Below are 13,406 nucleotides of genomic sequence, written 5' to 3'. Positions count from 1 at the left end.
TGCCAGGTGCAGTCGGCTGCATCCAAGGACTGCGCATGGATACCAAACTTCTAGATATTCTGGCCTGCCCGCTCTGCAAGGGCCCGTTGAAGCTCGCCGAAGACAAGTCCGAACTCATCTGCAAGGCCGACGGCATGGCTTTTCCAGTAAGAGATGGCATTCCGGTAATGCTGGAAAGCGAAGCTCGCACTCTTGATGTGGATGAGCGTCTGGACAAATGAGTACTGCCTACACGGTCGTTATTCCTGCGCGTTATGCGTCAAGTCGCCTGCCGGGCAAGCCGCTGCAAGACATCGCCGGCAAGCCGATGATTCGTCATGTCTGGGAGAAGGCCTGTAGAAGCGATGCGCAGCGGGTGGTGGTCGCGACGGACGACAGCCGCATACAGGACGCTTGCATGGGCTTCGGCGCGGAGGTGCTGTTGACCCGTGCCGAACACGAGTCCGGTACGGATCGTCTCGCTGAAGTGGCTGCCAAACTTGGGCTGGCGGATGACGCTATCGTGGTAAATGTCCAGGGCGACGAGCCGCTGATTCCTCCAGCTGTAATCAACCAGGTAGCGCACAACCTCGCATCCCATTCGGAAGCTGCCATCGCTACGCTTGCTGAGCCACTTACAGACCCGCAGGCTTTGTTCAATCCGAACGTCGTCAAAGTACTGTGCGACATCAATGGATTGGCGCTGACATTCAGCCGTGCTCCGCTGCCTTGGGCTCGCGATGAATTCGCCCGTGATAAAGCTGCACTGCCGTTGGGCGTTCCATATCGCCGCCATATTGGCATCTATGCCTATCGGGCCGGTTTTCTTGCTGACTTCGTGAAGTGGGGGCCATGCTGGCTGGAGAGCACCGAGTGTCTGGAGCAGTTGCGGGCATTATGGAATGGCGTACGCATACATGTTGCTGATGCGGTCGAGGCGCCGCCGCCTGGGGTCGATACTTCCGATGATTTGGAACGTGTTCGCAAGCTGCTCGGAGTCTAAGCGTGAAGGTTTTGTTTGTCTGTATGGGCAACATCTGCCGATCGCCCACCGCTGAAGCCGTGTTTCGCCAATACGTACGGGATGCTGGGCTGGCGAGTCGGGTCACCATCGATTCAGCGGGTACCGGTGATTGGCATGTTGGTAAAAATCCTGACTTGCGTGCATGCCAATCGGCCGCTTCGCGTGGCTATGATCTGAGTGCACTAACAGCTCGGCAGGTGAGGGTTGATGATTTTCAACGCTTCGATCTGATTCTGGCCATGGATCAAGATAACCTCCATAGGCTGAAGACCCTGAGACCTACGAGCTGTCGGGCTGAGCTTGATCTGTTCCTGCGGCGATACGGTCTTGGCAAGGGGGCTGTACCTGACCCGTACTACGGTGGCGATGACGGTTTCGAGCAGGTGCTTGATTTGATCGAGCAGGGTTCTGACGCTTTGCTCGATGAGATAAGAGGCCGCCTGTGAGTTTGTCCATTGAGCTGAATCGCTCTCTCAAGCCGTTCAACACGCTTGCGGTCGAAGCCAGCGCTGCGCGCTTCGCTGAAGCACACAGCGATCAAGATGTTATCGAAGCCCTTGCCGAGTCCAGGCAGCTGAATTTGCCGCTGTGGATCCTTGGTGGTGGCAGTAATCTAGTGATCACTGGGGACGTGAATGCCCTGGTGTTGCGCATGGGGACCCTTGGGATCCGGATCATTGAGGACGATGGTGAGCGGGTCGTGGTGGAAGCGGCTGCAGGTGAGCCCTGGCACCCTTTCGTATTGCATTGCCTCGAGCTTGGGCTTTGCGGGCTTGAAAACCTTAGTCTGATACCTGGTACGGTTGGTGCCGCGCCGATTCAGAACGTGGGCGCTTATGGTGTCGAAATCAAGGATGTGTTCGCTGGACTGACTGCGCTCGATCGGGAGACCGGAAGCACTGTCGACTTCGAGCTTGCTGCGTGCGAATTCGGCTATCGCGAAAGCCTTTTCAAGCGTCAGGCTGGCCGCTTCATCATACTCAGAGTGCGCTTTCTTCTTACGCGCTCCATCAATCTCCGTCTCGATTATGGCCCGGTCCGGCAGTGGCTGCAGCAGCACGCCATACTGTCACCTACACCTATGGATGTAAGCCGGGCCATCTCTGCTATTCGTAGCGAAAAACTGCCGGATCCCAAGATTTTGGGCAATGCCGGTAGTTTCTTCAAGAACCCCGTGGTGTCTGAATCAGTCGCGGAGGCTTTGCGCAGGCGCTATGCGGATCTAGTTGCGTTTCCTCAGGATGATGGGCAGGTCAAGCTGGCTGCCGGCTGGCTTATCGAGAAGGCGGGCTGGAAGGGATATCGCAACGGCGACGCCGGTGTTCACGGGTTGCAAGCACTTGTGCTGGTTAACTACGGTCACGCTACGGGCAGACAGATTCTCGCGCTCGCCCGGGAGATCCAGGCTGACATTGCCGAACGTTTCGGTGTGCAGCTTGAAGTAGAGCCGAACATTCTCTAGGCAAAGTCCAGCTGTAATCACCGGTCTGCCTACCGCCGATATCGCCCAATAAGTACGCTGCCTTGCCGGATGCTCACTCGAGCACGTCTCAGCTCAAGCTGGCAGAAGAGCAAGCGCATTTAGCTCTGACTCAAGTTAACTCAAAAAAAGGGATGCCTAAGCATCCCTTTTTCTCACCGCCTTACCTTTCAGTTCTGACGCTTATCACCGTCATCCCCGTTCTGCTGGGATGGCTCGGCTTCGCCTTCCGCTTCTGAATCGGATCCATTACCAGACTGCGTCGACACTGCCTCTGACGCATCTGCAGCGGCAGGAGCCAGCTCAGCTTTCGGTTCCACCATCGGCGGTACGGCTTGCTGATCGGCTTCGCTAACTTGCAGTGCACTGCTGGAAGTTTGATCCGGCATTTCAACCGGTAAGTCCGCAGTCGTTCCCGAGACCACAATCTCAGGACTTGTCGTTTCCTCTGCTGCTTGAGCTGGCGCTTTTACCTCGGCTTCAATAGCAGATCGATCGGCTGCATCTTTCGCTTCGGCAGCTTCTTTGGCTAGGCGCTCCTGCTCAAGGCGACGGCGACGCACTTCACGTGGGTCATTAGGCGCGCGACCGGTAGAGGTCAAAGCTGGGGCAGATGGCTCGACAACAGTAGATTCAGGCTGCTGTTCTGCAAATACCGCTGATGGTGCTTGTTCAATGGCAGGAGCAGCTGCTGGTACTACCGGATCACTGACTTCGAGCGGCGCAGAGATAGATGTGGGGTCCGCTTCTACCGCATCTGCAGCCTTGCTAGCCGGTACTTCGACCATCTCCAGTGGCTTGGCGTTGACTTCACTGGCGCTATCTTTCGTTACTTCAGTAGCTTCTGTAACTTCCGCCGCTGCTTCTGCTTCGACGGCTTTGGTCGCTTCAGCAGCCGCTTCGACCTCGTGCTGATTGATAGAGGGTGCAGTGTCAGTATCAGCAGTATTCGCCGCCAGTGCAGCAGCAGTAGCCGCAATGGCCACCTGTTCGGACTTCACCGGTGCGTTACTTTCGGCGACCTCAGCTGTGTTGCTCTCTGCCTCGCCATCGATCTCGTTGCCATTGGCATCACGCTGACGATCGCGGCGGTTGCTGCGACGACGCTGACCACGCGAGCGGCGACGTGGACGATCACCGCTTTCTGACGAGTCTTGGTCATCCTGCCCGGCTTCGACAACTTCGGCCTGCAGTTCATCCGTGGCTTCGGGTTGCTCAACACGCGGCTTGCGCTCTTCGCGCGGCGGGCGTTGCTTGCGCTCGGTGTTTTCTTCGCTAGCTACCGCAGGAGCGACTGGCTGGCCGGCGTCGTCAAGCGGCGCGCGCAATTCACGCTTGCGCTCTTCACGAGGCTGACGGTCTTCGCGGGGCGCGCGATCGCGACGTGGCTGAGGCTGTGGCTGCGATGAGGTATCGCTGGCTTCTACTGTCTCGCGGGGTTCGCGCGCTTCGCGAGGCTTGCGCTCCTCGCGTGGAGGGCGTGGTTGGCGCTCTTCGCGAGGTTGCCGCTCCTCACGAGTGGCGCGCTCTTCGCGAGGCTTGCGCTCTTCATCACGGTTTCCACGAGAGTCGCGGCGGCGGTTTTGCTGGCGACCGCTACGGCGTTCATCGTTGCGCTGTGGCTTGCTGCTCGCCGCGGGCTTCTTCTCCACCTCGACGGCGGGCGTTTCCTGCTTTCCGGCAAACAGACCAACCAGCGATTTGACCAGACCCTTGAACAGGCTTGGCTCCTGAGCAACGGGCGCTACGGTTTCTGCTGGTGCTGCGGCGGGTTCTGGTGCTGGTGCGGTACGCTGTGGGGCGGTTTTAACTGCCGCTTCCTGGCGGACGAGGGTGCGGGTCGAACTCACCGGTTGAGCTTCCTCGACCTCGGTTGGGCTCATCTCGTAGCTGGCCTGACCTGCGATGATCTCAGGGCTGTCGTCGCGCAAACGTTGCACTTCGAAATGCGGCGTTTCCAGATGATCGTCCGGCAGGATGAAGATACGCGCGCGGGTACGCAGCTCGATCTTGGTGATGGCGTTACGTTTCTCGTTGAGCAGGAAGGCTGCGACCTGGAAAGGCACTCGCGCGCGAACTTCGGCGGTGCGGTCTTTCAGCGCTTCTTCCTCGATCAGACGCAGAATGGCCAGCGAAAGCGACTCGACATCACGAATAATGCCTTGGCCGTTGCAGCGCGGGCAGACAATGCCGCTGGTCTCGCCAAGCGAGGGACGCAGGCGCTGCCGGGACATTTCCAGCAGGCCAAAGCGAGAAATACGGCCTACCTGGATCCGAGCGCGGTCGGCTTCGAGTGCTTCACGGACCTTTTCTTCGACGGCGCGCTGGTTCTTGGCCGGCGTCATATCGATGAAGTCGATTACGATCAGGCCGCCAATGTCGCGCAGCCGTAACTGGCGGGCGATTTCCTCAGCCGCTTCCAGGTTAGTCTGCAGGGCGGTTTCTTCGATGTCGCCACCCTTGGTAGCGCGTGCGGAGTTGATGTCGATGGACACCAGTGCCTCAGTCGGGTCGATCACGATGGATCCGCCAGATGGCAGCTTCACTTCGCGCTGAAAGGCGGTTTCGATCTGGCTCTCGATCTGAAAGCGATTGAACAGTGGCACGCTGTCTTCGTACAGCTTGATCTTGCTGGCGTACTGCGGCATGACCTGCTGGATGAAGGAAAGCGCTTCGTCCTGGGCTTCTACGCTGTCTATCAGCACTTCGCCGATGTCCTGGCGCAGATAGTCGCGAATGGCGCGGATGATGACATTGGATTCCTGATAGATCAGGAATGGGGCAGGGCGGTCCTGAGAGGCTTCCTTGACGGCAGTCCACAGCTGCAGAAGATAGTCCAGGTCCCACTGCATCTCTTCGCTTGAACGTCCTAGACCAGCTGTGCGCACGATCAGGCCCATATCGGCGGGGACGTCCAGACCGTTCAACGCTTCGCGCAATTCGTTGCGCTCTTCGCCCTCTATACGCCGGGAAATACCACCCGCTCGCGGGTTGTTAGGCATCAATACCAGGTAACGGCCGGCAAGGCTGATAAAGGTAGTAAGTGCAGCGCCCTTGTTGCCGCGCTCTTCTTTTTCGACCTGAACAATGACTTCCTGGCCTTCGCTCAGGACTTCTTTGATGTTTACCCGGCCTTCCGGTGATTTCTTGAAGTATTCGCGGGAAATTTCCTTGAGGGGGAGGAACCCGTGGCGGTCGGCGCCGAAGTCAACGAAAGCTGCTTCAAGGCTAGGCTCGACGCGAGTGATCTTGCCTTTATAGATGTTGGCTTTTTTCTGTTCGCGAGCACCGGATTCGATATCGAGGTCGAACAGGCGCTGGCCATCGACCAGTGCGACACGCAACTCTTCGGGCTGAGTTGCGTTAATTAGCATTCTTTTCATGTAGTACCGTCGGTTTCCAAGGCAGCGGAAACGGCATTCGGCACACACGACTCTCGCGGTCGGTGTCAGGTGAGTCAGGAATGGTTGTAAGGCACTCCAGTGTCCAGCGATGTGAGGCCAGTTGGGCCGGCGTCGCGACGACGTCTCCTGCTTTCTGTCGGAACAGAAGCAATGGTTCGGGAGGAGGAATCAGCACTCGGTAGCGGACGGAATGAAGCGTCTATGAAAGCCTTTGCTACGCAATCCGATGGCTGTACATCTCCACCCAACACTCATACTTTGAAAATCGGGTGCCGCTCGCAGAATCCGGGAGCGGGTTATCGATTATCGCGATTCCCCTGCGGGGGCACGCATCATGTCTTCAAGGCTTTTTTCGAGTGCTTCGGCTACTTGAGAGAAGCACCGTCGGACGGCCTCACGTCCTTGAACATTGCTGGGCCTGGAATGGCGGCTTCGCTGGCATTCCTTGACCTGACCGCTTTTGGCGGCGTCTGGACTATAACAGCAATGTTTAAGTGCTTCAATTAAGGGAAAATTGATATCATCCATGCATGACCAATACCCCCTCTCAGACCTCTGGCGTGCAATTGCTCGAGGTCTCGCCGGAGCTTGCCGGCCAGCGCATCGACAACTTTCTTCGTACTCAGCTCAAGGGTGTGCCCAAGACCCTTATTTACCGCATCCTGCGTAAAGGCGAAGTGCGAGTGAATAAAGGAAGAATCAAGCCTGAATACAAGTTACAGGCAGGCGACATTGTGCGAGTGCCACCGCTGCGTTTGGCCGAGAGGGATGAGCCGGTTCCCCTGGCGCAAGGGCTTCTTGAGAGGCTGGAGGCAGCGATTGTCTATGAGGACAAGGCGCTGATCGTACTGAACAAGCCTGCGGGTATTGCGGTGCACGGAGGAAGCGGGCTCAGTTTCGGAGTGATCGAAGCCTTGCGTCAGTTGCGACCTGACGCGAAAGAGCTCGAGCTCGTGCATCGTCTGGATCGCGACACTTCAGGGCTGCTGATGGTGGCCAAGAGGCGCAGCATGCTCCGGCATCTGCATCAGGAGTTGCGCGGTGACGGCGTGGACAAGCGTTATATGGCTCTTGTGCGGGGGCGTTGGGATACCAGCAAGAAGCAGGTCAATGCACCTCTTCTGAAAAACACGCTGCGCTCGGGTGAGCGAATGGTGGAAGTCACTGATGATGGCAAGGAAGCGCTTACGATTTTTCGTGTGCTACGCCGTTTTGGCGACTTCGCCACTCTGGTCGAGGCGAAGCCTGTAACGGGTCGTACTCATCAGATCAGGGTCCACGCCCGTCATGCCGGCCACAGCATCGCTGGGGACAATAAGTATGGCGATGAAGAATTCTCCAGTGTCATTCGCGATCTAGGCGGCAAACGCCTGTTTTTGCATGCCTATGCGCTGAAGGTGCCTTTACCGGACGGCGGTGAACTGTCCCTTGAAGCGCCGGTCGATGACCTCTGGGCCCGTACGCTGGAGAGGTTGGGTGAGTAAATACGATTTATTGATATTCGATTGGGATGGCACGCTGGTAGATTCGATCGGGCGCATCGTTGAATCCATCACGGTCGCTGCATCTCGTTGCGATTTGCCGATCCTTGAAGGAGAAGCCATAAGGGGAATCATTGGGCTGGGCTTGCCTGAAGCGATTGCTGTGCTCTATCCGCATATCAATGATGTGAAGCTGGTTGAGGCGTTTCGTCGCGCTTATGCCGATCATTATCATTCGCTGGAAATAGAACCGTCACCGCTGTTTCCGGGGGTTGCGCAGGCGCTCCAGGCTTTTCGGAGTCAGGGTTGTCTGCTTGCAGTCGCGACTGGCAAAGGTCGGCGGGGGTTGGATAGGGCGCTGGCGGGGCAGGGTTGGAGTGATTATTTCGATGTGGCTCGTTGCGCTGATGAGACGGCTAGCAAGCCCGATCCTCTTATGATTCTAGAGATTCTTGAGCACTGTGGGGTCGGACCTGAGCGGGCGCTTATGGTCGGAGACTCCGTATTCGATCTCGAGATGGCCAGGCGGGCAGGGGTGGACAGCGTTGCTGTTTGCTATGGCGCGCAGCCGGTCGAAGTCCTGCAGGCCTGCTCGCCATGCCTGACCATCAATCATTTTTCGGAGCTCGGTGACTGGCTGAGCTCCGCTGATGCGGATTCTGGGGTTGTTGCATATGTCTGATGATTGGAAGGCACCGGATTCGGAGGAGCGCGAAGAGCGCAACAGTTGGAAGCTGCTGGAGAAGACCGTGCTGGCGGGTGTTCAGGAGCAGCGTCGCGCTCGGCGCTGGGGGATTTTCTTCAAATCGCTGACGTTCGTTTATTTGTTCGGTGCGCTATTGATGTTCTCGCCATTGTTGCGAATGGGTGATGGCAAGGCGACGGGCGACAGCCACGCGGCGGTCATCAATGTGCGCGGAATGATTGCTGACGAGGAGTCCGCGAGTGCGGACAACATCGTCGGGGCGCTACGCAACGCGTTCGAGGATTCGGGTACTAAAGGGGTGGTCCTGCGAATAAACAGTCCGGGAGGGAGCCCAGTTCAGTCAGGCTACATATACGACGAAATTCGCCGCTTGCGTGGCGAGCATCCCGATATAAAGCTCTATGCGGTGATCACTGATCTAGGGGCTTCCGGTGCTTACTATATTGCCAGCGCCGCTGACGAAATCTATGCGGATAAGTCGAGCCTCGTAGGATCCATAGGTGTGACGGCCGCGACTTTTGGGTTTGTCGATACTATGGAAAAACTTGGTGTCGAGCGGCGGGTGTATACCTCGGGCGACCACAAGGCCTTCCTCGATCCATTCCAGCCTGAAAAACCCGAGGAGTCTGAGTTCTGGCGTAGTGTCTTAGCTACGACGCACCGTCAGTTCATCGATAGCGTCAAGCAGGGCCGTGGAGAGCGCCTGCAGATTGCTGAGCATCCTGAACTCTTTTCAGGGCTGGTCTGGTCCGGTGAGCAGGCCCTTGAGCTTGGATTGGTCGACGGGCTTGGAAGTACAAGTTACGTGGCGCGAGAGGTGATCGGGGAGGATAATCTCGTGGATTTCACCGTGAAGGACTCTGCCCTTGACCGTTTCACCAAGAGGCTCGGTGCGAGCGTTGGTTCCCAATTGGCTCTATGGATGGGACTCCAAGGGCCGCAGCTTCGCTAGCTATGCGCGCCTAAATCAGGGTACTTGGACTCCGGCTTCGTTAAGCATGTCGACCAGCCTTATCAGGGGTAAACCCACCAGGCTGGTGACATCCTCTCCCTCTGTTGAGCGGAACAAGCTGATTCCCAGGCCTTCGGCTTTGAAGCTTCCTGCGCAATCGAAAGGTTGCTCGGCATTGAGGTAGCGGTCGATCTGACCTTCATTGAGAGGCCTGAAGTGTACGGTATATCGTATGCAGTCGACACGCGACGCCCCATTGCTGCTGTCCACCAGCGCTAGTCCGGTCATGAAAACCACACTTTTTCCGCTGCAGGCCAGAAGTTGTTCCTTGGCTCGGTCGAAAGTGTGGGGTTTGCCCAGGATGCGCTGCTCTAACACGGCCACTTGATCAGAGCCAATGATGAGGTGATCCTGGTGGCCCGCCATCAGCGCTTGAGCCTTCTCGCGCGCCAGCCGGCGCACTAGTTCCTCCGGCAACTCGTCGGGGCGGGCAGTTTCATCTATCTCTGGTGCGCGGTAGTCGAATGGCAGTTGCAGGCGCGAAAGCAGCTCGCGCCGATACGGAGAGCCTGATGCGAGAAGCAGTCGACGCATTTTCCTTCCTTTATATATAGGTGTCTGTTTGCTTGTCGGTCGGCCTGAATTATGGGGTTGAATTCCTTTGACAGTCGAGGGGCGCATCCCTAGAATGCCGCGCTTATGTTGAAAGGACCAATACCTCCGCACGTTGATCCGCGCAAGCTCGCTGACCGAGCGGCTGCCCTAAAGGGTGAGCTGCAACTGTCTGAGCTGAAGCGGCTCGTCGATCCTCTAGAGGACGATAAAGGTGTGGTGCGCGCCAGTTTTGATTTCGGGCGTGATGAGCAGCGCACTGTGGTTATACACAGCGAGCTGGATGTTGAGGTCACCATGATTTGCCAGCGTTGTCTGGAGCCGGTTGTTCTTCCCATCCACAGCGAGTGCGACTATGCCGTTGTGAATGAAGGGTCGAGCAGTCAGCACCTGCCTAAGGGCTACGACGTGCTGGAAGTGGGAGAGGATCCTCTGGATCTGCTGGCGCTGGTTGAAGAGGAGCTTCTGCTTGCTCTTCCGATTGTTCCACTCCATGACCAAGAAGTTTGCCAGCCGCCGGCTGGGCCTGATGAGCCCGAGCCGAATGAGGACGAGGTATCGCGGTCCAACCCGTTCAGCGTACTGGCTCAGTTAAAGCGTGACCCAAACGTTTAGGAGTTGATCCCAATGGCTGTTCAGCAGAACAAAAAATCCCGTTCCGCCCGTGACATGCGTCGTTCCCATGACGCGCTCGAGCCGAACGCCCTGTCCGTAGAGAAAAGCACTGGTGAAGTTCACCTTCGCCACCATGTTTCCCCGGAAGGTTTTTACCGTGGTCGTAAAGTGATCGACAAGGGCGCTGACGAGTAAATCTTGTCTGCCCCGGTCATAGCGATCGATGCAATGGGTGGGGACTTCGGTCCCCACTGCATTGTTCCGGCGAGTCTCCGCTGTCTGGCCGAAACCCCCTCGCTACATCTGGCACTAGTTGGCCAATCCTCCATTCTTAAAGAAATCATCGCCCTAATCCCGGGTGTGGATTACTCGCGCCTGCAAATTGTCGATGCCGATGAAGTGATTGGCATGGATGAGCGTCCGGCCCAAGTATTGCGATCTAAGCCACGCGCCTCCATGCGGCTCGCGCTTGAGTTGGTGCGTGATGGGAAAGCTCAGGCTTGTGTCAGCGCTGGCAATACCGGGGCGCTTATGGCGCTCGCCAGGCAGATACTCAAGACCCTGCCTGGTGTAGATCGGCCGGCCATGATGACTGCGATTCCTACCCTAGAGGGACCATGTTTGCTGCTTGATCTTGGGGCGAACGTAGATTGCACTGCCGAACAGCTCTATCAGTTTGCGGTGATGGGGTCGGTTGCAGCACAAAGCTTCGGTATCGATCAGCCGCGTGTTTCGTTGTTGAATATCGGCACCGAAGAGATAAAGGGGAATCAGCAGGTCAAGGCAGCGGCTGGGTTGTTGCAGCGGGCCGATATCAACTATCAAGGTTTTATCGAAGGGGACGGACTGTTTCGTGGAGAAACTGACGTTGCTGTGTGTGATGGCTTTGTGGGCAATATTCTTCTCAAGTCCAGCGAAGGCTTGGCTCATATGGTGGCAGTGCGTGTTGAAGCGCTTTTTCGCCGCTCGGTGGTTTCACGCCTCGTAGGCGTGCTAGCTCTTCCGCTATTACGTCAGTTGCGCTCGGACTTGCGCCCAGCCCGATACAACGGCGCTAGCTTTCTCGGCCTTCAGGGCATTGTCGTCAAAAGCCATGGGGGTGCGGGTGCCGAGGGCTTTCGTTCAGCTATTCTGCGCGCAGCGACGGATCTGGAGCACAACCTTCCACAGCGGCTGCATAGCCAGCTTGAGCATCTGCTGGTGACCGGTCGGTCAATTAATGCCGGCGACGATGTGACCACGGGCGGACGCTCGCCATCCAACTGAAAATTTGGTGCGCCCTCGTGGCGTATATTCTGACGAACAACCATAAGAGAGGCGTTTCATGTCTGCATCAGTTGCATTCGTCTTCCCTGGTCAGGGTTCACAAGCCCTTGGAATGCTGGCCGAACACGGGGCGCAACAGCCTCTGATCATCGATACCTTTGCCGAAGCCTCGTCCGCCTTGGGCTACGATCTCTGGTCCCTTTGTCAGCAAGGTCCAGAGGAGCAGTTGAACCAGACCGACAAGACCCAGCCCGCCATTCTTGCCGCATCTATCGCACTATGGCGCTTGTGGTTGGCGGAGGGTGGTGCTAATCCAGAATTCGTCGCAGGCCATAGCTTGGGTGAGTACTCTGCACTTGTTGCGGCAGGCAGTCTTCCCTTCTCCGATGCGGTAAAACTGGTCGAACTTCGCGGGCAGCTCATGCAGCAGGCTGTGCCGGTTGGGACTGGCGCTATGGCGGCGATTCTCGGGCTAGAGGACAGCGACGTCCTGGACGCTTGCCGTGACGCGGCTCAGGGTGAAGTGGTCAGCGCTGTAAACTTCAATGCACCTGGTCAGGTCGTCATTGCCGGCAGCGTTGCGGCTGTGGAGCGGGCTATCGAGGTCTGCAAGGCCAAGGGAGCCAAGCGCGCAATGCCCCTGCCGGTCAGTGTGCCGTCGCATTGTGATCTTATGCGTCCTGCAGCCGATCGCTTTGCCGATGCAATCACTCAAGCCGCCTGGCAAGCGCCCAAGATCCCGCTCGTACAGAATGTCAGCGCCCAGATCGTTTCTGATCTCGAAGTCCTCAAGCAGAACCTTTTGGCGCAGCTCTACAGTCCGGTGCGTTGGGTCGAGACTATTGTAGTGCTAGGTGAGCGCGGGGTTACACACCTGGTTGAGTGCGGCCCGGGTAAGGTGCTCTCCGGTCTTAACAAGCGCTGCGTAAAGGGTATCAATACTTACAATCTGGACACCCCAGAAGCTTTCGCCGCGGCTCGCGGTGCACTGGTCTGAACTAGGAGATATTTATGAATCTGCAAGGCAAGGTCGCTCTGGTGACCGGTGCAAGCCGCGGTATCGGTCAGGCCATTGCGCTTGAGCTCGGCCGGCAAGGCGCGATAGTGATCGGCACTGCGACTTCTTCATCGGGTGCTGAGCGCATCGCTGAGACATTGAAACAGAACGGCATAGAAGGCGCCGGCCTGGTGCTTGATGTTACCAGCGACGAGTCCGTTGCCAGCACGTTGGAGCATATTCAGCAGCATCTTGGTCAGCCCGCGATTCTAGTCAATAACGCAGGCATCACCCGCGATAACCTCATGTTGCGGATGAAGGATGACGAATGGCATGACGTAATCAACACCAATCTCAACAGCTTGTATCGCCTTACCAAAGGCGTTCTGCGCGGCATGACCAAAGCTCGCTGGGGCAGAATTATCAGTATCGGTTCGGTGGTGGGTGCCATGGGCAACGCCGGGCAGGTAAACTACGCCGCAGCCAAGGCCGGGCTCGAGGGCTTCAGTCGGGCGCTGGCGCGAGAAGTCGGTTCACGGGGAATTACGGTCAACGCCGTTGCGCCTGGCTTCATCGATACGGATATGACTCGTGAGCTTCCTGAAGCTCAGCGTGACGCTTTGTTGGGGCAGATCCCTCTGGGACGTCTCGGTCAAGCGGAAGAAATTGCCAAGGTTGTCGCTTTTCTCGCTTCAGACGGTGCTGGCTACGTTACCGGTGCAACCGTTCCGGTGAACGGCGGCATGTATATGAGCTAACGTGACGTCCAAGGCATATTGCTGTAATTAAGGCTGGTCCGTTTCGTTATAAAACTGCGGTTTGGTTATAGACAGATGGTTGAAAGCGGAGTCATGCTTGCCCGCTTTCAGCTTGAAATGCGGAAAACGCTT

At 57.3% G+C, this 13,406-nt stretch carries 14 protein-coding genes; 12 read left to right on the top strand and 2 right to left on the bottom strand.

Translation table 11 applies throughout. The features are described 5' to 3' along the window. The first annotated feature begins 35 nt into the window (after positions 1-35). Genes EA797_RS10695 through murB form a run of 4 tightly spaced genes read left to right on the top strand, consistent with a single transcriptional unit; the run spans position 36 to position 2,465 of the window. Entirely contained in the window at positions 36-221 is a 186-nt protein-coding gene (locus tag EA797_RS10695) for a Trm112 family protein (RefSeq protein ID WP_122165181.1), read from the top strand. After that, a complete protein-coding gene (gene kdsB, locus EA797_RS10690) occupies positions 218-982 on the top strand; it encodes a 3-deoxy-manno-octulosonate cytidylyltransferase (protein WP_122165180.1) in 765 nt (254 codons plus the stop codon). The genes EA797_RS10695 and kdsB overlap by 4 nt, the downstream gene beginning before the upstream one ends. 2 nt (positions 983-984) lie before the next feature. Next, positions 985-1,449 carry a low molecular weight protein-tyrosine-phosphatase gene (locus EA797_RS10685; protein WP_122165179.1) on the top strand — a complete coding sequence of 155 codons (465 nt, stop codon included), beginning with the start codon at positions 985-987 and terminating at the stop codon, positions 1,447-1,449. Beyond that, positions 1,446-2,465 carry a UDP-N-acetylmuramate dehydrogenase gene (murB, locus tag EA797_RS10680; RefSeq protein ID WP_122165178.1) on the top strand — a complete coding sequence of 340 codons (1,020 nt, stop codon included), beginning with the start codon at positions 1,446-1,448 and terminating at the stop codon, positions 2,463-2,465. Before EA797_RS10685 ends, murB begins: the two co-directional genes overlap by 4 nt. 188 nt (positions 2,466-2,653) lie before the next feature. Here the strand turns inward: murB and rne are convergent, their stop codons facing one another. Beyond that, positions 2,654-5,866: a ribonuclease E gene (gene rne / locus EA797_RS10675; RefSeq protein ID WP_208644432.1), complete on the bottom strand. Its 3,213-nt coding sequence runs from the start codon at positions 5,864-5,866 to the stop codon at positions 2,654-2,656. Positions 5,867-6,417: 551 nt separating this feature from the next. Between rne and rluC the strand changes: the two genes are divergently transcribed. Genes rluC through EA797_RS10660 form a run of 3 tightly spaced genes read left to right on the top strand, consistent with a single transcriptional unit; the run spans position 6,418 to position 9,026 of the window. Beyond that, positions 6,418-7,371, top strand: coding sequence for a 23S rRNA pseudouridine(955/2504/2580) synthase RluC (gene rluC / locus EA797_RS10670; RefSeq protein ID WP_122165176.1), 954 nt, complete (start codon positions 6,418-6,420; stop codon positions 7,369-7,371). Beyond that, entirely contained in the window at positions 7,364-8,050 is a 687-nt protein-coding gene (locus EA797_RS10665) for an HAD-IA family hydrolase (RefSeq protein WP_122165175.1), read from the top strand. Before rluC ends, EA797_RS10665 begins: the two co-directional genes overlap by 8 nt. Next, positions 8,043-9,026 carry a S49 family peptidase gene (locus EA797_RS10660; protein WP_122166240.1) on the top strand — a complete coding sequence of 328 codons (984 nt, stop codon included), beginning with the start codon at positions 8,043-8,045 and terminating at the stop codon, positions 9,024-9,026. Before EA797_RS10665 ends, EA797_RS10660 begins: the two co-directional genes overlap by 8 nt. Before the next feature lie 15 nt (positions 9,027-9,041). Here EA797_RS10660 and EA797_RS10655 read toward each other — a convergent pair whose 3' ends face one another. Beyond that, positions 9,042-9,620: a Maf family protein gene (locus EA797_RS10655; protein WP_122165174.1), complete on the bottom strand. Its 579-nt coding sequence runs from the start codon at positions 9,618-9,620 to the stop codon at positions 9,042-9,044. Positions 9,621-9,725: 105 nt separating this feature from the next. Between EA797_RS10655 and EA797_RS10650 the strand changes: the two genes are divergently transcribed. Genes EA797_RS10650 through fabG form a run of 5 tightly spaced genes read left to right on the top strand, consistent with a single transcriptional unit; the run spans position 9,726 to position 13,274 of the window. After that, complete coding sequence (locus EA797_RS10650) at positions 9,726-10,253, top strand: YceD family protein (RefSeq protein WP_122165173.1); 528 nt, start codon at positions 9,726-9,728, stop codon at positions 10,251-10,253. A 12-nt stretch (positions 10,254-10,265) separates the two neighbouring features. Next, positions 10,266-10,448 (top strand): 50S ribosomal protein L32, encoded by a 183-nt coding sequence (gene rpmF, locus EA797_RS10645; protein WP_019342480.1) that lies wholly within the window; start codon positions 10,266-10,268, stop codon positions 10,446-10,448. A 3-nt stretch (positions 10,449-10,451) separates the two neighbouring features. Then, a complete protein-coding gene (plsX, locus tag EA797_RS10640; protein ID WP_122165172.1) occupies positions 10,452-11,519 on the top strand; it encodes a phosphate acyltransferase PlsX in 1,068 nt (355 codons plus the stop codon). Positions 11,520-11,577: 58 nt separating this feature from the next. Then, positions 11,578-12,516 carry an ACP S-malonyltransferase gene (fabD, locus tag EA797_RS10635; RefSeq protein ID WP_122165171.1) on the top strand — a complete coding sequence of 313 codons (939 nt, stop codon included), beginning with the start codon at positions 11,578-11,580 and terminating at the stop codon, positions 12,514-12,516. Between the two features lie 14 nt (positions 12,517-12,530). Then, positions 12,531-13,274 carry a 3-oxoacyl-ACP reductase FabG gene (gene fabG, locus EA797_RS10630; RefSeq protein WP_122165170.1) on the top strand — a complete coding sequence of 248 codons (744 nt, stop codon included), beginning with the start codon at positions 12,531-12,533 and terminating at the stop codon, positions 13,272-13,274. The last annotated feature ends 132 nt before the right edge of the window (positions 13,275-13,406 follow it).

This window comes from Stutzerimonas zhaodongensis, assembly GCF_003696365.1.
GTDB classification, from domain to species: domain Bacteria; phylum Pseudomonadota; class Gammaproteobacteria; order Pseudomonadales; family Pseudomonadaceae; genus Stutzerimonas; species Stutzerimonas zhaodongensis.
This window is presented reverse-complemented; position numbering and strand designations above follow the sequence as displayed.